This is a genomic window from Marinobacter aromaticivorans (assembly GCF_002806975.1).
In the GTDB taxonomy this organism is placed as follows: domain Bacteria; phylum Pseudomonadota; class Gammaproteobacteria; order Pseudomonadales; family Oleiphilaceae; genus Marinobacter; species Marinobacter aromaticivorans.
Genome location: NZ_NIHD01000004.1, coordinates 79,568 through 97,070, shown reverse-complemented (window position 1 = coordinate 97,070; position 17,503 = coordinate 79,568). Strand labels below are relative to the sequence as shown.

General features: G+C 55.0%; 20 protein-coding genes. 17 read left to right on the top strand and 3 right to left on the bottom strand.

Annotated elements, in window-relative coordinates; genetic code table 11:
* Window positions 1-29: 29 nt before the first annotated feature.
* From CDH48_RS07935 to CDH48_RS07915, 5 genes are all read left to right on the top strand, one after another.
* Window positions 30-932 carry an ABC transporter permease gene (locus CDH48_RS07935; RefSeq protein ID WP_100688204.1) on the top strand — a complete coding sequence of 301 codons (903 nt, stop codon included), beginning with the start codon at window positions 30-32 and terminating at the stop codon, window positions 930-932.
* Between the two features lie 9 nt (window positions 933-941).
* Window positions 942-1,736: an ABC transporter ATP-binding protein gene (locus CDH48_RS07930; protein WP_100688203.1), complete on the top strand. Its 795-nt coding sequence runs from the start codon at window positions 942-944 to the stop codon at window positions 1,734-1,736.
* Between the two features lie 546 nt (window positions 1,737-2,282).
* Window positions 2,283-4,421 (top strand): adenosylcobalamin-dependent ribonucleoside-diphosphate reductase, encoded by a 2,139-nt coding sequence (locus tag CDH48_RS07925; protein WP_100688202.1) that lies wholly within the window; start codon window positions 2,283-2,285, stop codon window positions 4,419-4,421.
* Between the two features lie 28 nt (window positions 4,422-4,449).
* Window positions 4,450-5,148, top strand: a complete 699-nt coding sequence (locus CDH48_RS07920) for a TSCPD domain-containing protein (protein ID WP_100688201.1) — start codon at window positions 4,450-4,452, stop codon at window positions 5,146-5,148.
* A 92-nt stretch (window positions 5,149-5,240) separates the two neighbouring features.
* A complete protein-coding gene (locus CDH48_RS07915) occupies window positions 5,241-5,528 on the top strand; it encodes a hypothetical protein (protein WP_198515483.1) in 288 nt (95 codons plus the stop codon).
* Window positions 5,529-5,656: 128 nt separating this feature from the next.
* On the opposite strand, the gene CDH48_RS07910 is transcribed toward CDH48_RS07915, so the two are convergent.
* Window positions 5,657-6,178 (bottom strand): retropepsin-like aspartic protease family protein, encoded by a 522-nt coding sequence (locus CDH48_RS07910; RefSeq protein WP_100688200.1) that lies wholly within the window; start codon window positions 6,176-6,178, stop codon window positions 5,657-5,659.
* Window positions 6,179-6,462: 284 nt separating this feature from the next.
* On the opposite strand from CDH48_RS07910, the gene CDH48_RS07905 reads away from it, so the two are divergent.
* The 11 genes from CDH48_RS07905 (at window position 6,463) to CDH48_RS07860 (ending at window position 14,185) form a co-directional block, all read left to right on the top strand.
* Complete coding sequence (locus CDH48_RS07905; protein ID WP_100688199.1) at window positions 6,463-6,822, top strand: rhodanese-like domain-containing protein; 360 nt, start codon at window positions 6,463-6,465, stop codon at window positions 6,820-6,822.
* A gap of 96 nt (window positions 6,823-6,918) precedes the next feature.
* On the top strand, window positions 6,919-7,665 hold the full coding sequence (locus CDH48_RS07900) for an SDR family NAD(P)-dependent oxidoreductase (protein ID WP_100688198.1): 747 nt from the start codon (window positions 6,919-6,921) through the stop codon (window positions 7,663-7,665).
* A gap of 66 nt (window positions 7,666-7,731) precedes the next feature.
* Window positions 7,732-8,148 carry a hypothetical protein gene (locus CDH48_RS07895; protein ID WP_100688197.1) on the top strand — a complete coding sequence of 139 codons (417 nt, stop codon included), beginning with the start codon at window positions 7,732-7,734 and terminating at the stop codon, window positions 8,146-8,148.
* Complete coding sequence (locus CDH48_RS19665; protein WP_319826653.1) at window positions 8,037-8,384, top strand: DUF3297 family protein; 348 nt, start codon at window positions 8,037-8,039, stop codon at window positions 8,382-8,384. Before CDH48_RS07895 ends, CDH48_RS19665 begins: the two co-directional genes overlap by 112 nt.
* Entirely contained in the window at window positions 8,315-9,286 is a 972-nt protein-coding gene (cysK, locus tag CDH48_RS07890; protein ID WP_100688196.1) for a cysteine synthase A, read from the top strand. The genes CDH48_RS19665 and cysK overlap by 70 nt, the downstream gene beginning before the upstream one ends.
* Before the next feature lie 42 nt (window positions 9,287-9,328).
* Window positions 9,329-10,543: a serine hydrolase domain-containing protein gene (locus CDH48_RS07885; protein WP_100688195.1), complete on the top strand. Its 1,215-nt coding sequence runs from the start codon at window positions 9,329-9,331 to the stop codon at window positions 10,541-10,543.
* Entirely contained in the window at window positions 10,540-10,902 is a 363-nt protein-coding gene (locus CDH48_RS07880) for a YajD family HNH nuclease (protein ID WP_100688194.1), read from the top strand. Before CDH48_RS07885 ends, CDH48_RS07880 begins: the two co-directional genes overlap by 4 nt.
* A 36-nt stretch (window positions 10,903-10,938) precedes the next feature.
* Window positions 10,939-11,802: a DUF6544 family protein gene (locus CDH48_RS07875; protein WP_227521005.1), complete on the top strand. Its 864-nt coding sequence runs from the start codon at window positions 10,939-10,941 to the stop codon at window positions 11,800-11,802.
* Window positions 11,795-12,622 carry a CPBP family intramembrane glutamic endopeptidase gene (locus tag CDH48_RS07870; protein ID WP_100688192.1) on the top strand — a complete coding sequence of 276 codons (828 nt, stop codon included), beginning with the start codon at window positions 11,795-11,797 and terminating at the stop codon, window positions 12,620-12,622. Before CDH48_RS07875 ends, CDH48_RS07870 begins: the two co-directional genes overlap by 8 nt.
* Window positions 12,623-12,625: 3 nt before the next feature.
* Window positions 12,626-13,603 carry a M23 family metallopeptidase gene (locus tag CDH48_RS07865; RefSeq protein WP_100688191.1) on the top strand — a complete coding sequence of 326 codons (978 nt, stop codon included), beginning with the start codon at window positions 12,626-12,628 and terminating at the stop codon, window positions 13,601-13,603.
* Window positions 13,604-13,798: 195 nt separating this feature from the next.
* Entirely contained in the window at window positions 13,799-14,185 is a 387-nt protein-coding gene (locus CDH48_RS07860) for a nuclear transport factor 2 family protein (protein WP_100688190.1), read from the top strand.
* Here CDH48_RS07860 and CDH48_RS07855 read toward each other — a convergent pair.
* Complete coding sequence (locus tag CDH48_RS07855) at window positions 14,182-14,841, bottom strand: class I SAM-dependent methyltransferase (RefSeq protein ID WP_100688189.1); 660 nt, start codon at window positions 14,839-14,841, stop codon at window positions 14,182-14,184. The genes CDH48_RS07860 and CDH48_RS07855 overlap by 4 nt on opposite strands.
* Before the next feature lie 223 nt (window positions 14,842-15,064).
* Here CDH48_RS07855 and CDH48_RS07850 point away from each other — a divergent pair, with 223 nt between their 5' ends.
* On the top strand, window positions 15,065-15,331 hold the full coding sequence (locus tag CDH48_RS07850) for a DksA/TraR family C4-type zinc finger protein (protein ID WP_100688188.1): 267 nt from the start codon (window positions 15,065-15,067) through the stop codon (window positions 15,329-15,331).
* Window positions 15,332-15,355: 24 nt separating this feature from the next.
* Here CDH48_RS07850 and CDH48_RS07845 read toward each other — a convergent pair whose 3' ends face one another.
* Complete coding sequence (locus CDH48_RS07845) at window positions 15,356-17,416, bottom strand: dehydrogenase (RefSeq protein ID WP_100688187.1); 2,061 nt, start codon at window positions 17,414-17,416, stop codon at window positions 15,356-15,358.
* Window positions 17,417-17,503 lie beyond the last annotated feature (87 nt).

Sequence of the window (17,503 nt, the reverse complement as noted above, 5' to 3'; positions counted from 1 at the left end):
CCGTTTTTCTTTCACAGTGAATCTTTCCCATGCTCAGTGAAATTGCATTTTACGGCGCAATCGAGACGGGTCTTATTTATGGCCTGGTTGCGTTCGGTATCTACCTGTCTTTTCGTGTACTCGACTTCCCGGATCTGACCGTCGACGGCAGCTTTCCCCTCGGCGCGGCCGTTGCAGCCGTGCTCATCATGGCGGGCTGGAACCCCTGGCTGGCGACCGGCTGTGCTGTACTTGCCGGCATGGCTGCGGGCGCGGTAACCGCCATACTGAACGTAAAACTGAACATACTGAACCTGCTGGCATCCATTCTCACCATGATTGCCCTGTATTCGGTCAATCTCAGGGTCATGGGGCGGCCCAACATTGCCCTGCTCGGCGAAGACACAGTCCTTACGCCCTGGTATTCCCTGGACCTCGCCTATCATCAGGTGCCGGTGCTGTTGTTTGCCATTGTCATCGTCATCGCGCTGATACTTCTGTGGCGCTTCATGAAATCCGAAACCGGCCTGGCCATGCGAGCCACCGGGGCCAACCCGAGAATGGCAAGAGCCCAGGGCATTGCCACCGGCTCCATGATCATTCTGGGCGTTGCTCTATCCAACGGCCTGGTGGGCCTGGCAGGCGCACTGTTTGCCCAGAGCCAGGGGGCTGCCGATGTCACCATGGGCGTTGGCGTTATCGTCATCGGCCTGGCATCGCTGATTGGCGGTGAGGCGGTTATCAGCCCTACCACGGTTATTCGTGCGCTTATTGCCTGTGTTGTTGGGGCAATCATCTATCGCCTGGCCATTGCCTTCGCCCTGAACGCCGATTTTATCGGCCTGAAGGCGCAGGATCTGAACCTGATTACCGCCGTGCTGGTAACCCTGGCAATCGTATTGCCCGGTATCCGCAGTTCCGTGGTAAACAAACTCACTCGCAATAAAGCCTGAGGAGGCACTATGATCAGCGCAACCGATCTCCGGCTTACCTTTGGCAAAGGCACACCGCTGGAAAACCCCGCTCTCCGGGGCATGAGCCTCACGGTTAACCAGGGTGAATTTGTTACCGTGATCGGCAGCAACGGCGCCGGCAAATCCACCTTTCTCAACGCCCTGGCAGGTGAAATCCTGGTGGACAGCGGCACCATTGTTGTCGACAACGTGAACGTTACCAAACTGCCAACCCACAAGCGCGCCGACCGCGTAGCGCGAGTGTTCCAGGACCCGCTGGCTGGCACCTGTGAGGGCCTGAGCATTGAAGAAAACCTGGCACTCGCCATAAAACGTGGCCAGCGTCGTGGCCTGACCACGGCGGTAAAAAAGCAGTATATGGGGCAATTCCGGGAAAGCCTGTCGTCCCTGAAGCTGGGGCTGGAAAACCGCCTTGGCGACAAAATGGGCTTACTCTCCGGCGGCCAGCGCCAGGCCGTCAGCCTGTTGATGGCAAGCCTTACCCCTTCCGCCATCCTCCTGCTCGACGAACACACGGCAGCGCTGGACCCCAAAACCGCAGCCTTTGTACTGGATCTCACCACAAAAATCATCAACGAACAGAAACTGACCGCTCTTATGGTTACCCACAGCATGAAGCAGGCCCTGGAAGTGGGTACCCGCACGGTGATGCTGCATCAGGGCCAGGTGGTGTTTGATATTGCAGGCAAAGACCGCGAAGGCCTGGAAGTAAAAGACCTGCTGGAGTTGTTTGAAAAACAGCGCGGGCTTTCCGTGGATGACGACAGTCTTTTGCTGGGCTGATTCCCAAAGGCGGGAGCCATTCCCGCCTTTCCTTTTCTACTGCCTTTCCCGCCGCTGGCGCCCGTTCCTGTGGCAAAACACGTCATTCCGTGCATTTTTCAACCACTACATATAGTAATTTCGGGATTGCCCGCCCAAGCGCCGGATTTACTGAACTTTTATTTCTTGCAAGCCGTTTTCCATTGATTTTCTTTGCCACAAGGCGCTTCTCAATAGTCCCGCTTAGGTTCACAAAACACTATATCCTGTTATACTCCTCAAAAATAAGCCCATATATAGGGCCACAGACATCTTGAGAGGCCGGCGCCTGAAAAGGCGCAGCAGCGGCCAAAGCCCCACAGGGAGCCGCAAACAGCGGCACTATTATCGGGAATCGGAGCAATTTATGGTTCCCCCCGGACACCACATATAGTGTTTTAAAGGCGAATTTCCGAAAACAGCTTGAATTGCAAGAGCGCACAAGAAACTTTTGCAGGGTTTTACAGGAAGGTGGCGCATACAAACCGTGCTACCAATAACAGACCTACTTGAAGATTGAGGGTGGCAATGAACGCAAAGGCAGAAGCAGTGGTTACAACAATTCCGATGCAGGAAACATCGCTCGACATCTGGGCCAGTAAATACCAGCTTAAAACCAAGACTGGCGAGCCTGTAGACAAGGACGTAAACGCAACCTACCAGCGAGTTGCCACTGCCCTTGCGCAAGTTGAAAACAGGGATGTGCGCGAAGAGCATATGAAAAACTTCATCTGGGCCCTGAAAAACGGCGCCATTCCTGCCGGCCGGATCACCTCCAATGCCGGGGCCGAAGCGCACAAGCCGGCAACGTCTACCATCAACTGCACCGTCTCCGGTTCCGTTCAGGATTCCATGAACGACATCCTGGAGAAAAACCACGAAGCCGGCCTCACCCTCAAGGCCGGCTGTGGTATCGGTTACGAATTCTCCACCCTGCGCCCCAGGGGTGCCTATGTAGCCGGTGCCGGTGCAACCACATCCGGCCCGCTGTCCTTTATGGATATCTTCGACCGCATGTGCTTCACCGTGTCATCAGCCGGTGGCCGCCGCGGCGCCCAGATGGCCACCTTTGACGTTCACCACCCGGACGTCATTGATTTCATCCAGGCCAAGCGTGAAGACGGGCGCCTGCGCCAGTTCAACCTGTCGCTGCTGATCACCGAAGACTTCATCGAGGCGGTCCGTAACAACGACGACTGGCACCTGTCCTTTCCGGTAACCGAAAAGGAAGTTGAAGACGAAGGCCTGGATCTCGCAGATGCCAGCCAGTTCGTATATCGCGATTTCCCGATACTGGACGGTTATGTGGTAAACGACGAAGGCAAGGTGGCGTGCCGTATCTACCGCACTCTGAAAGCCCAGTTCATCTGGGACACCATCATGACCTCCACCTACGATTACGCAGAGCCCGGCTTCATTCTGATCGACAAGGTCAATCAGATGAACAACAACTGGTTCTGCGAAGACATCCGCGCCACCAACCCTTGTGGCGAACAGCCCCTGCCCCCTTACGGCAGCTGCCTGCTGGGTTCTGTAAACCTGACCAAGTTCGTGGACTACCCGTTCACCGACAAGGCCAGCTTCAACTATGAGAAGTACCGCAGGGTTGTGGGCATCTTTACCCGCATGCTGGACAACGTAGTAGAAATCAACGGCCTGCCCCTGCCCGAACAGCGCCACGAAATCACCTACAAACGCCGCCACGGCATGGGCATCCTCGGCCTGGGTTCAACCCTTGCCATGCTGCGCATGCCCTACGGCTCCGCTGAATCCGTGCAGTTCACCGAGGATGTCGTACGCGAAATGGCTGTGGAAGGCTGGCGCCAGTCTCTGGCCCTGGCCGAAGAAAAAGGCCCTGCGCCCATCATGAACGATGATTTTGAAGTCACCCCGAAAATGATGAGCAAGTGCCCGCAACTGAAAAAAGACGGCTACAAAATCGGCGACCGGCTCAAAGGCCGCGTGCTGCACGCAAAATACAGCCGCTACATGCAGGAAATTGCCTCAGTTGAGCCCGAACTGGTTGAACAGCTGGCTGAAAAAGGTGGTCGTTTTACCCACCACACTTCTATCGCCCCGACCGGCACCATCAGCCTGTCCCTGGCCAACAACGCCAGTAACGGCATAGAGCCCAGCTTTTCACACCACTATGCCCGCAACGTAATCCGTGAAGGCCGCAAAACCAAAGAAAAAGTGGACGTATTCTCCTTTGAGCTGCTGGCATATCGCCACCTGGTTAACCCGGGAGCCATGCCCTTCTCGGACGAAGAAGACAAAAAACTGCCCAGCTACTTCACCACCTCCGATGATGTAAGCCCGGCGCAGCACGTAGACATACAGGCCGCCGCGCAGAAGTGGGTAGACTCTTCAATTTCCAAAACCGCGAACGTTCCGACCGACTTCGCCTACCAGGATTTCAAGAACATCTACCTGTATGCCTACGACAAAGGCCTGAAAGGTTGCACCACCTTCCGCTTCAACCCGGAGGCCTTCCAGGGCGTGCTGGTAAAAGAGAAAGACCTTGAAAACACACTATACGAGTTCACCCTCGACGACGGCAGCAAGGTGAGCCTGAAAGGCAACGAACAGGTAGAGTACGACGGTGAAATCCACACCGCCGCCAACCTGTTTGATGCGCTGAAAGAAGGCACTTACGGAAAGTACTGATCCGGAACACCGACACAGGAAAACAGACATGACAGTGAAAATCAGCAACAAAATCGTCGGCTACCGGGTAAAGAAAGCCGACACAGACGCACCTGCCGAGCAGCAGGCCCCGGCCAAACCGGAAACCAAGCTGCAACAGATGAACGAGCATATCGAGCGGCCGGATTTCCTGGTGGGCACCACCTACAAAATCAAGCCGCCAGTGGCTGAGCACGCGATGTACATTACTATCAATGACATCCTGCTGAACGAAGATACAGACCACGAAAGCCGGCAGCCCTACGAAGTGTTTATCAACTCCAAATCCATGGAGCACTTCCAGTGGGTAATCGCCCTCACCCGCGTAATCTCCGCGGTATTCCGCAAAGGCGGCGACCTGACCTTCCTGGTGGAAGAACTGCGCTCTGTATACGACCCCAACGGCGGCTACTTCAAAAAAGGCGGCGTATTCATGCCCTCACTGGTGGCTGAAATCGGCGCCGTGATCGAGAAACACCTGAAGGCCGTCGGCCTGATGGAAAGCGAGGAAATGAGCGAAACCACCAAACGTATCCTCGCCGAAAAACGCGCGGAATTTGAAGCCAACAACACCACCGCCACCAACGACGACAAGGCCGGCGATTTCCCCCCCAACGCCACCATGTGCGGCAAGTGCAGTACCAAGGCGGTGATTGTGATGGATGGTTGTGCCACGTGCCTGTCCTGTGGCGACAGTAAGTGTGGCTGAGGTAAGTGATTGGTAGGTAAACAGGAAGGCCCGGAGTTAGCGCTTCGGGCTTTTTTTTGTGGGCTCACTCACCTGTCAGGAAATGTATTCGTGTGACCGCTTCGTTATTGCGTGGGGATATTACGATATTTGACGTGCCCGCGGTGGTAATCGCCTGGTTTTGGGCTAGTTTTTTTGATGACTGGGTAGAAATCAAGACGATTTCCCCTGAAAAAGGTAAAGGTAAGGTATTGGTCAAGAGGGCGGGCAATTTCAACAAGTTACTCGTTGTCAAAATCGACGAGAGCTTTAGGTTCGAATCCCGGATGATTGACCGTAAAAAACTCGCCAAGGGCAAAGGTAAAAATGCCAGCTACTCATGGGGCTCAGAGTCTGAGTAAGACTGTATTTAACCAGTCGCTGTAGTACGTTCCCAACCCAAGGGCCGTCCACCGGACGCCACTGACGTGGCGCCGCTAAGCTCAGTGTTGGCGATCAGGAGATGTGTGGCTGAAGAACCAGAATTGGACTATTCCTGGCTCAAGGTCAAAACGCCCGATTGTTGAGAGAAGTTAAGCTGTCCAAGCACACTCATGCCAAGCAGCACCATGTCCGGGTCCATGGCAGGGTTGATGGTGCCGGGTACATTATTGAATGTGATATCGCCCAGGCGGAGCTCTTGAATGGTAGTGCTCCAGACACGCACTGTGCCAGCTGCGGTGCGTGCCATGCTGGGATGCCTCGGGATAAGGCCTGCTTTTTGGGCGATGGCTTCTGAGACTGATACGGTTGTGGCACCGGTATCCAGGATGAAGGTGACCTTCTGGTTGTTGATGGTTCCGTTTGCCAGATAATGGCCCTGCCGGTTGGCCTGCAGTTCAATTTCGGTGGCGCTGCCGCGGGTGTGACTGACCAGTTGCTGGTTGGGGTTAGCTTTGCGGGAGTCCCAACTACCGAATAAATGCGCCGCAGCGGCGAGTAACACAACCCAGAAAACACCGAAGTAAAGAAGGTATCGGATTTCGGGTCTGATGATGCCAGGCTTGCTCATTCCATTCCTTGTTGTGGGTTGTCCGACAGGCTGTTTGAATTCTAACCCATTCCGGGCACCAGAGCAGGGAGTTGGGGCTGCGTTGAATTCAGATCGACACCCGCAAAGAACGAAGCAAGCACTGCAGAGACAAAATGTTGACTGTTGTAGTGCCGCCAAGCATCGCACCATAATAAGCAAGCGTTTGTTCCTGTGCCACAACCGTTCGCTGGAACTAGCGGAGGATGGGGAGTAGTTACTGGCGAGGAATATCTGAAATGTGGTGCGCAATATAGAGGAAATGTATGAATTTATTCGACTGGCTGCCTTTTGGCCGTGTTCCCGAAATCCCGAGCGAAGCACTGAATGAGCAATTAAAGGATGTTCAGATCGTCGACGTAAGAACGCCGGGAGAGTTCCAGCAAAGCCATATTCAAGGAGCGATCAACCTACCGATTACCCACTTTTCAAAAAAGGCGATCAGCCGGCTGTCGCTGGACCAGAGCATTCCGGTTGTAACGGTCTGTTTGTCCGCCCACCGGAGCATTCCTGCAACCCGGCGGCTAAAGCAGCTCGGGTATGACGTGAAACAACTACATGGCGGTATGCAGGCCTGGTGGAAAGGAAATTATCCAGTCGTCAGCGGGCAAAGGGGAAATGGCTGACTGTCAGGGGCAACGGGCGTGAACATATTTTAGGTTTTTGATCCAAGAGGGTTCTGTTTTCAGGGGCATCCACTTTTCACATTCAGGGTAAATTTTATGGGTCGTTTGGACGGTCAGGTAATTATCGTAACGGGTGGCGCGGCCGGCATTGGCGGTGCAATAACCTCAGTATTGGCTGAACGTGGTGCAGCCATTGTTGCGGTGGATATCAATGAGGATGCTGGAAAAGCCATTGAACAGAGTAATCCGGAGCGGATTGTTTTTCTCAATGGCGATGTGTCCAAAGAATCAGTGGCCAACGCCGCTGTGAGCCTGGCAGTTTCCAGGTTTGGCAAGCTGACTGGCCTTGTGAATAACGCTCATGCTTCCCGGCAGAAGCCACTGATGGAACTTACGCCAGATGATTGGGCGTTGTCTTTCAACACAGGCCTGAACGCCACTTTGTACTTCATGAAGGCCGCCTATCCGGAGTTGTCTGAATCCGGCGGTGCTATCGTCAATTTCGGGTCGGGTGCAGGTTTGGAAGGGATGGAGTTACAGGCCAGTTACGCGGCAGCGAAAGAAGCCATTCGCGGGTTGAGCCGGGTAGCTGCCAATGAATGGGCAAAAGACAAAATCCGTGTCAATGTTGTGTGTCCCAAGGCGCTAACTGAGGGAGTGGCGCAATGGAAGAAGAGTCATCCCGGCCCCTATCAGGAGGCGGCCAGCCGGGTTCCGCTGGGTTACTTCGGTGATCCGGAAAAAGATATCGCGCCGGTGGTGGCCTTTTTACTCAGTGATGACAGCCGCTATATGACCGGGCAAACCCTGATGGCCGATGGCGGCTCCATAAAACTTCGCTGATTTCATAAGCGTAGGTTTTACCGGGAGAATAGTAACCTCAATGCACATTATACAAGGATGATAGGTATGATTTTCTTTGATGTTGCCCGTTGGCGGGGCGCTACCATTGTGGTGGCTTTGTGCGGGTCGCTGGCCAGTTGCGCGGCTCTTTCGCCTGCCCCGAATTTGACCTCCGATGAAAAGAAAGCCCTGAGTACCAGCCTGAACGAGAAATACAGGGCGTATCAGGATTGCATGATCAGTGAATCCGATCGCTTCAGCCATATCACATCGGCACCCCCTTCAGACATTGCCAAGGGCGCTCAAGCGGGCTGTGAAGCTGCTTTCAGGAGTTATCATCAGGCTGTGACCAAACAGTTTACGGCCTTTGTATCAAGTGCCGGTCAAGCAGAAGCCCGAAGCCGGGCCGACCAGCATGCCAGCGAGGCAAAAGATCGCATCTGGGGCCATGTTATACAACGGGTTCTGATCCAAAGACAATAAACCCCAATAACCCGCTCCATGCAGCTGAAGTTTTCGGGCACGATATTGGCATCAAGCTTAATGGTAAAGAGCGCACCAATGTTGAGGAATATTGCATCAGTGAGGGCTGGGTAAAAACCGCACTCTCCCGGTATGATAAGATCGATGAAAACCAAGGAGATAACGCATGCCCCGCATTTTTGAAGACAACTCTCAATCCATTGGCAACACGCCGCTGGTCAAACTTAACCGTGTGAATGACGGCGCTACTATCTGGGCCAAGATTGAAGGGCGCAACCCGGCCTACTCGGTAAAGTGCCGAATTGGTACCTCCATGGTGTTGGATGCCGAGAAGCGGGGCGTGCTCAAGCCGGGCATGACCATTATCGAGCCCACCAGTGGCAATACCGGCATCGCCCTGGCGTTTGTGGCTGCGGCCAGAGGCTACAAAATCGTTCTCACCATGCCGGCCTCCATGAGCCTGGAGCGCCGCAAGGTACTGAAAGCGCTGGGCGCGGATTTGCTGCTGACAGAACCTGCGAAAGGCATGCCCGGTGCGATCGCCAAAGCGGAAGAGCTGGCAGCCGCCGAGCCTGAAAAGTATTTCTTACCACAGCAGTTCAACAACCCTGCCAACCCGCAGATCCACGAGGACACCACCGGCCCTGAAATCTGGAACGATACCGACGGCGCTGTGGATATTTTTGTTGCAGGCGTAGGCACAGGCGGCACACTTACGGGTGTTTCCCGCTATATCAAGAACACCCAGGGCAAGGCCATCACCACCGTCGCCGTTGAACCTGCCGACTCCCCCATCATCACCCAGGTGCGCAACGGTGAGGACCTGAAGCCGGCACCGCACAAAATCCAGGGCCTTGGCGCAGGATTTGTGCCCAAGAACCTCGACATGAGCATGGTGGACCAGGTGGAGACGGTAACCAACGAAGATGCCATGGCCATGGCGCACCGGCTAATGCAGGAAGAAGGCATTCTGTGTGGCATTTCCTGTGGTGCAGCAGTTGTTGCCGCAGTCCGGGTTAGCCAGCAGCCCGAACACAAAGGCAAGAACATTGTGGTAATCCTGCCGGACTCTGCCGAGCGTTACCTGTCCAGCGCCCTGTTTGCCGACCAGTTTGGGGATGCGGAAAACGTGCAGTGAGAGTGTAGTGATTTCAAAACCACACAGGAGGGTACCTTCTCCATGAGGGAACTCAAACAGATCGCTGGCCTGGCACCGGATCAGCTTCGTAATATCGAAGACCACCTTGATCGTCGCTATATTCAGCCCGGAAAACTCCCCGGTGCGCTGACACTGGTGGCACGGCGAGGCGAAATTGCCTATCTAAAAGCGCAGGGCCTGATGGATGTGGAACGCAACAAGCCGGTTGGCCGGGATACCATTTTCCGCATTTACTCCATGACCAAGCCGATCACATCCATCGCCATGATGCAGCTTTACGAGCAGGGGCGGTTTTTGCTGGATGATCCGGTGCACAAGTACATTCCGGCCTGGAAAAACCAGCGGGTGTATAAAAGCGGTGTCTATCCTCATTTCCTGACCACGCCGGTCACCAGCGCCATGACTATCCGCGACCTGTTCACGCACATGTCTGGCCTCACCTACGGGTTCATGAACCGCACCAACGTGGATGCGGCCTATCGCGAATTGGGACTGGACGGCAGCCGGAATCTGACGCTGGACGTTCTGGTCCACCAGCTGGCGGAACTGCCGCTGGAGTTCTCGCCGGGTACGGCCTGGAACTATTCGGTCAGCACGGATGTGCTGGGGTATCTGGTGCAGTTACTGGCAGATCAGCCCCTTGACGAGTATCTGCGCGAGCATATTTTCGAGCCTTTGCACATGCCAGACACCGGCTTTCACGTCCGTGATGATCAATTGGACCGTTTCGCCGCGTGTTATCAGTACCAGCCCGGCGATCGGTTTGAGCTGCAGGACGATCCGGCAACCTCCCCTTTCCGGCGCAACGGCAGGTTATTGTCAGGCGGTGGCGGGCTTGTCTCCACCATTGACGATTATTTTCATTTTGCGCAGGCGCTGTGTCAGGGCGGAATGTTTCAGGGGCGGCGGATTATCGGACGAAAAACCCTGGAGTTCATGCGCAGCAACCACCTGCCTGATAATCAGGACCTTCCCAGCCTTGCCGTAGGCGCATTCAGCGAGACACCTTATGCCGGGACCGGCTTTGGCCTGGGCTTTTCGGTAAAGACCGACGTTGCCAAATCCCAGACCAACGGATCGCTTGGTGAGTATGGCTGGGGTGGCCTGGCAAGCACCAACTTTTTTATTGACCCGGTTGAGGAGCTGGTGATGATTTTCCTGACCCAGCTGATCCCCTCCTCGTCTTACCCCATTCGCCAGGAGTTACGGGCGATTGTTAATGGAGCACTCGTGTGATCGGCAGAAGCAAAGTGGATCAACTGCTTGCAGAACAGCGTGACTATATTGCAAAACGTGAAGCCGGCTACCGCGAGCGTGCTCTGAAAATCTACCCATGGGTGTGCGGGCGTTGCGCCCGCGAATTTACCCGCACCAATTTGCGGGAGTTGACTGTGCACCACGTTGATCATGATCACGACAACAATCCCCCCGATGGCAGTAACTGGGAGTTGTTGTGTGTGTACTGTCACAATGAGGAACACAGCAAATTTGAGGATTTTGTGCGTTACGGCGGCAGTTCCGAAAAAAGGCGAGAAGCGGCTACTCACAACCCGTTTGCGGGTCTCAGGGAGGCACTTGAAAAAAAACGTGACTGATTTCTGGAAAACAGCGAGAGCAGAGTCAGGAACAAAGTGACGACGAAACCCAGAGGTTTTCAGGTACTTGCAATGGTCTTTGTGCTTGTTTTGCTTATTTCCACAGTTTTAGCGCTTTCAGCCTGGCGCCTGCTGGACCACCGGGCTGACTATAAAGCCATGCATGAGTTTGCCTTCTGCCAACCGGCACAACCTCAAACCTTTACCCCGGAAATGATCGCGCGTTTGCCAGAACCGGTACGCCGCTACTTTATGTACGCAATTGAACCGGGCACCCCGCTTTATACGGTGGCCCGTATCACCATGGCCGGGCGTTTCGGTATGGGTAACAGGGACCAACCCAACTATCTCGATTTTACGGCAACGCAGGTCCTGGCCATGCCTGCCGGATTTGTCTGGAAAATGCATGCACGGCGTGGCTTGATGAGGCTGTCCGGTTCTGACACCCACAGGTGGACGCGGTTCTGGCTCATGGGTTTGCTGCCAATCGCCCGCCTGGGTGAGGATCCGGACCATAGCCTTTCTGCGTTTGGCCGCTATGTGGCCGAAGCCGTGTTCTGGACACCTGCGGCGATATTGCCCCGCCCCGGTATTGTCTGGGAGGGCCTGGATACTGATCGCGCCCGGGTCACCATAAACTATCAGGGCCTGTCACAGTCGGTGGATCTGACCGTTGCGGCTGATGGTCAGCCGACACAGGTCCGTTTTCAGCGCTGGAGCAATGCCAATCCGGAGAAAAAGCATCAACTGCAACCTTTCGGCGGGTACCTCTCCGAATTCCGGAATTTCGGTGGGTTTCGCCTGCCAACTCACGTGGAAGCCGGAAATCATTTTGCCACAGACCAGTACTTTCCATTTTTTTTGGCGGATGTGACCGCTGTCGAGTTCCCCCATGAGTGATTCCCGCCATCGTTTTATCGCCCTGCGGCAATGGGTTCTCGCCCATCCGCTACTGGCTTTTCCGCTGTTTTACCTTGGCTGGGCCTACCTGTTCTGGGTGCCGGTGTTGTTGTCAGATGAGTCGGTGTGGGCATTTCCTAACCTGTTGTGGTTTCTGATCGGAGGCGCCAGCCCGTTGTTGGCAGGGCTTGGATTGGCGGCGCTGACAGGCGGTAAGGCGCAAGTTCTCGACCTGATGCGCCGATTGGTTGACTGGCGACGCATTCCCGGCCGTTGGTGGCTGGTGATCCTGCTGTTCTGGCTATGCCTGGATCTGGCCATGGCTGGCATGGCGCTCTGGTTGGGGATCACTGATTCACCGCTCGATGTAAACACCTCGCTGTTTTTCAATCCGGGTATGCTTCTGTTTCTGCTTTTACTGTCGTTTGTTTTTCCGGCTATCGAGGAAATAGGCTTACGGGGATACTATCTGGATACCCTGCAACAGCACTTCGGTCCCACAACGTCAGGCCTGGTAAACGGCACGGTGTGGGCTATCTGGCACGCACCGTTTTTGTGGTTCCCCGGCTATTACGCCAACACCACTTTTAACCCGGAACTATACTGGTGGCTGCCTATGATTATCTGCCAGACTCTTTTGATTGTGCAGGTCTACAACCGGACCGGTCGTAGCATTCTGGCAGTGTTGATTTTCCACGGTATGATGAACTTTACTGGTGAGTGGCTTCGAATCTCACCAGACATGTACCCTTTTATGTTGACCGGAAATCTCCTGGCTGCCGTTCTGCTGGTTCTCTGGTGGAACAGAAAAAGGACCTGACCCATGCCCTGGATGGTAATGCTCACACAGGTTCTTCTGCCACTTGCGCTGCTGGCCTGGGTGGCGTTGTACCCGGCGGCGGGATGGCTGGCATGGGGGCTTCAGCTTGTGTCGGTAACGCTGGCCCTGCTGGGTATTGGCCTCGCGGCTCTTTGGACAGTGCCGCCATTCTGGGTGGCTTACACTTATGGCCTGTTACTGCTTCTTATAACGACTACTCACCTGTTCCGAAAAGGCCTCCCCGGCCCCGGGCTGTGGCGGGCGTCATTGGCGAATTCTGTCATGATCGTGATCGCAACGGTGCCAGGCTTGCTCGGTGGCTACCTGACGTGGCATGCAATGAAAGGGCGGATGTTGCCCGGGGAAGCGGTAGTGAACATAGCCCCTCCGTTTACTCCGGGGCACTACCTCATTGCCCATGGAGGCAGCACGCCGTTGATCAATGTACACCTCAAAACCCTGAATCCGACAGTGGAGCGCTTTCTTCTGTGGCGCGGCCAAAGCAAGGCTCTGGATATCTTCCGGGTTACTCCGCTGGGATTTCATACCAATGGCTGGCAGCCGACAGATCCCGCCAGATACACAACTTTCGGCGTGCCGGTTCTCTCGCCGTGCCGTGGCGACGTGGCGCTGGTGGTTGATGGGCTGGAAGATATGCCGGTTCCGCAAATGGACCGCAACCACATGGCTGGCAATCATATCGCTATAGACTGTGGGGGTTTTTTCCTAATCCTGGCGCATTTACGCCAAGGAAGCATCGTCGTGGCAACCGGAGACAGGGTAAAAACCGGTGACGTTCTGGGGCAGATGGGAAACTCGGGAAACAGTTCACAACCGCACCTGCATCTGCATGCCCAGCGGGGACTGCCAAAAGAAGCTCCCCTGGCTGGCGAGCCGGTGTGGCTCACCATCGATGATCGATTCCTGGTGCGCAACGACAGACTTCGTGTTTTTGATACGGATAACGACAGGTTTCGGTAAAAGACAGATCTTGTGGCAACCGATGAAACTTGCACCGCCTCTTGGCTGACGCTTGATTCCGGAGAAGATTTCCAAGGAAACCCATGTGTAACCTTGGTAGCATTGGGCTAAAAGGGGCATTCAAACCCGATTTTGCGGCATCCGGGAGCAACGAGCCGTTCACATTATCCCTGTATTGAAAAATGGAGTCTGTTAATGCTGCCAAAAGACATCGTGGCGCAGTTTATTGCCGATATTCATGCCCAGCGTTTTGACGAGGCCAAGACCTTGCTGGTTTCTGAAGGCTTCGAATACGTGGGGCCGAACATGCGGTTCCTCAGCCGGGACGACATGATGTCCTACCAGTTCGGTATGGCGGCCATTCAGAAAGATCTGGTTCTTCGCCAGCTCAGTGCCGATGGTGAGCATGTATTCGCAATTCTGGATTACCGCACCAACTTTGAACCCATTGGGGATGTGAGGCTGGCGGTGTGGTTTCGTGTGCGGGAAGGTAAAATCCACACAGTAGAGGCCTTCTACAATGCGGCCATTGTTGAAAATATGCTGGGCGGCATCCTGCCTACTGCCAGCGGACGTGATTAGCCCTCCCTCCAGAACCTGAGGATGTGCCCCTTGAAGGGCTTTTCAAGATAGTCCGTATGCTCTGGCCGGGTGTGGGAATAACGGTAACCGTGCGTCTCCATCCGCCGGCTGAACTTGTTTTTCCGGCCCCGCCCGGGGTCAACGAGAATCACTTCACAAGCCGGTTTGGAATGCTTGTTTATGAAGTCTGCCAACAGGTTGATGTGTTCGTCTTCGTACAGCAGGTCGCTGCCGATGATGATATCAAACACGCCAAGGTTGCTGACTTTATCTGCCCAATCGAGCCGTTGGTAACCGATTGCCCTGCCCTGGTTCAGCTCTGTGTTCCGTTCCAGGAAAAAGCCGACCTCAGGATGGTAGTCGGTGGCCGTGATATCGTCATGGCGCTGGTTCAGCAGCAGGCTGGATAGTGCCATTCCACAGCCAATCTCCAGAATCCTCTTGCCTTCTGTCGGGTGATCCACCATGTGGTGGGCCAGCACCATACTGGAGGGCCAGATTATCCCGAATATCGGCCAGGTTGCAGAGGAAATGCCCAGCTTGAGAGCAACGTCGTCGGGGTCGTCAAATTGCTGGTTATCGCGCAGGGTGCACACGTGAATGTCCACGTTCCCGAACTCTATGGTTTGGTACCGAATACGCAGAGATTCTTTCATTTTGGGTCACACTAAAAAGGTTAGGCCCGCCAACCTGGCAAACGAAGCGGCAACAACCTGTTCCTTCTGAGTATACCCCTGTTGTGTATAAACGACGATTTTATCGTTTTGCCAGATCTTCAGGAAAAGTCTGAATACGAACCCTTACCTTAGCCCGATCACGGTGGCTTTGGTATCATGCTGTTACTGAGTGTTGGTTCACGGGTTTCACAGGAGCAATATTATGGCTGGTGGATGGACACGCGATGGGGCTGTGCAGGACCAGATTGATGCCAGTATAGAGGATGCCGTGGCTGAAGCACGAAGCCGGCTGGTCACGGGTGAAAGTGCGGAGTTCTGCGACGAGTGCGACTGCGCTATTCCGGAGGCAAGGCGCAAGGCCATACCCGGAGTGCGTCTGTGCGTTGAATGTCAGTCTGCGCTGGAAAAACAGCAAACAGCTTCTGGCGGCATCAACCGCCGGGGGAGCAAAGACAGCCAGCTGCGCTAGCTGGCTGTCCCGCATTACCCGGATCTAGGCCGGTTCTACCGCATCGCTTTTGGCTGCCAGCACTCTGACCCGCTCAAAGTCTTCTTCGCTGAACACGCCGTTCACGCCAGAAATGGCGGCCAGTTTCATGCCGTGCTTCAGGCCCAGTTTGTAGATTTCCCTTACATTTTCCCATTCTATGTTGCGACCGAGCGTGAAGTTCTCGAACCGCCCTTCCAACGCCAGCACAATGGTTTCAGCCAGGCAGGCATAGGCCACTCCGGAAGGCAGGCCGATGTTTTTCATGTGCACATCACCCGGCAGCTGCACTTCTCCGGATTCGATTACCAGCACATCCGGGCGTTTGGCGACATCTTCTGCAGGTATATCCAGCGGGCGCGCCACATCGGTTATCACGCAGCCAGGCTTTACTCTGGTAATGTCCAGAATCCGCTTACCCGCGCCGGAGGTTGCAGTCACAATCATGTCCATGTCTTCGATGTCGCGATCTGCAGAACCTGCCACGTGCACGATGGCGCCCGGGGTTTCCTGTTCAATACTGTCTTTAAGAGACAGCAGCTTGGCGGGCTCCGGCGCAGCCAGGTAAATCTCGTCTACGGCTTTGGCAAGCAAACGGGCGCAAACCGATCCGATGGCTCCGGTTGCACCTACGACCATGGCCTTGCCAGCCATTTTTCCACTCTTCCCGATATGGACACGGCCAATCTTCTGTACCGCCTCCTTGGCCGCCCACAGAGCCCCAGAGGCACTGTAGCTGTTGCCCGTGGTAATAGGCAGGGGCGCGCGTTTGGCGACAGTAATTCCGGCATCCCCCACCACTTTGGTAAAGGCACCCAGACCCATGATCTGGGCGCCCAGCTTTTTCCCCAGCTTGGCGGCCGCCAGCAAGCGGCTGTATGTAAATTCCGGATCGTGCGCCATGATTTCTCTGGGCGTGCCACCCACGGTTATCAACCAACCTTCAACTTCGTCTCCTGTGGGTGATTTGATACCGGATACTTTCGAGTAAACAAATGGTGGCGTATAAGCCACTGCTTTTTCCACCAGGTTCATCACTACCGGTGGTGAAACACTGGCAATCCAGTCCAGCGGCGCTGTTTTGGTGAGGTACTGTTGAGACAAGGGGTGAATCACGAAGGCAAAGCGGTTTATCCGCCGGTAGCCATTGGGGTAAAGAACCCTGGGCTCCATGCCGAGTTTCTGGATAACATCCAGGTAGTCATCGGCTCCTAGCTGCTCAGGCGTGCGTGAAAGCGCTGCGCTGATCATGGCTTCCATCACGTTGACACCCAGCGGGCGACCTTCCAGCCAGGGGCTGTAATCAACAACCATGGCCACTTTGCGGGAGCGCATCCAGTCCAGAGCGGCCTCGGTTACCCGGGAGGTGATAATGGTCTTGCCGTCCAGCTCTTTGGCGGTGAAGTTCTCAAGATCACCCATATGCCCGACAATAACGTGCGCCTCCTTTGCAGCCCGGTGCAAAGAGCCTTTGACAAGCCCTTCTCCAAGCCGATACAGAGGTGTACGCAGCGCGGATTCAACCGCTTTCACAGCAACCCGGCGGAACATGAAAGGCGCGGTTAACGACGTGTAGGTTTCAAGCTGCTTGAGCGATGTGAGCAGCCTCGGCACACCGAAATCCACATAGGGATCGGCAAAAAACAGGTTATCCGTGTGTTCGGAGAGTGCTTTTGCCACCCGGTAGCTGGCCTGCCCGTTCAGGAACAATACCCGGGCATTGTCAAAGAAATGTCCCAGCTCCGATTGCGTGTGGCGCACTGCCCATTCCTGCAGAATACCCCTCAGCCCTGCCCCGGTGGTTATCGGTTTATCGGGAATACAGGCCTCGAGCATGGCGGTATCCGGGTGTTCCAGTTGCACCGACCCCACCTTGTAGTGATCAGCCACCATGCTGAGGCCAATGGCATCCGCACGGTCGTGGTATGACTTGAGCAGGGCAGCAGCTCGGGAAAGATCCCCGTCGGTGCCGGCTCTGATAACTCTGAAGGACTGCCCCAGAAACTCGGTTTCCAGATCGTAATCGTATTCCGCTGAGCCCTGGCTTACGCTGATAACGGTTTTCATACCCAGTCCCTGATGTTGTGTTAATTTGATTACCTTGAGCCTATGTTAGTGTTCCGCCAATTGCTTTAGCACAGGTCAAATTATCTG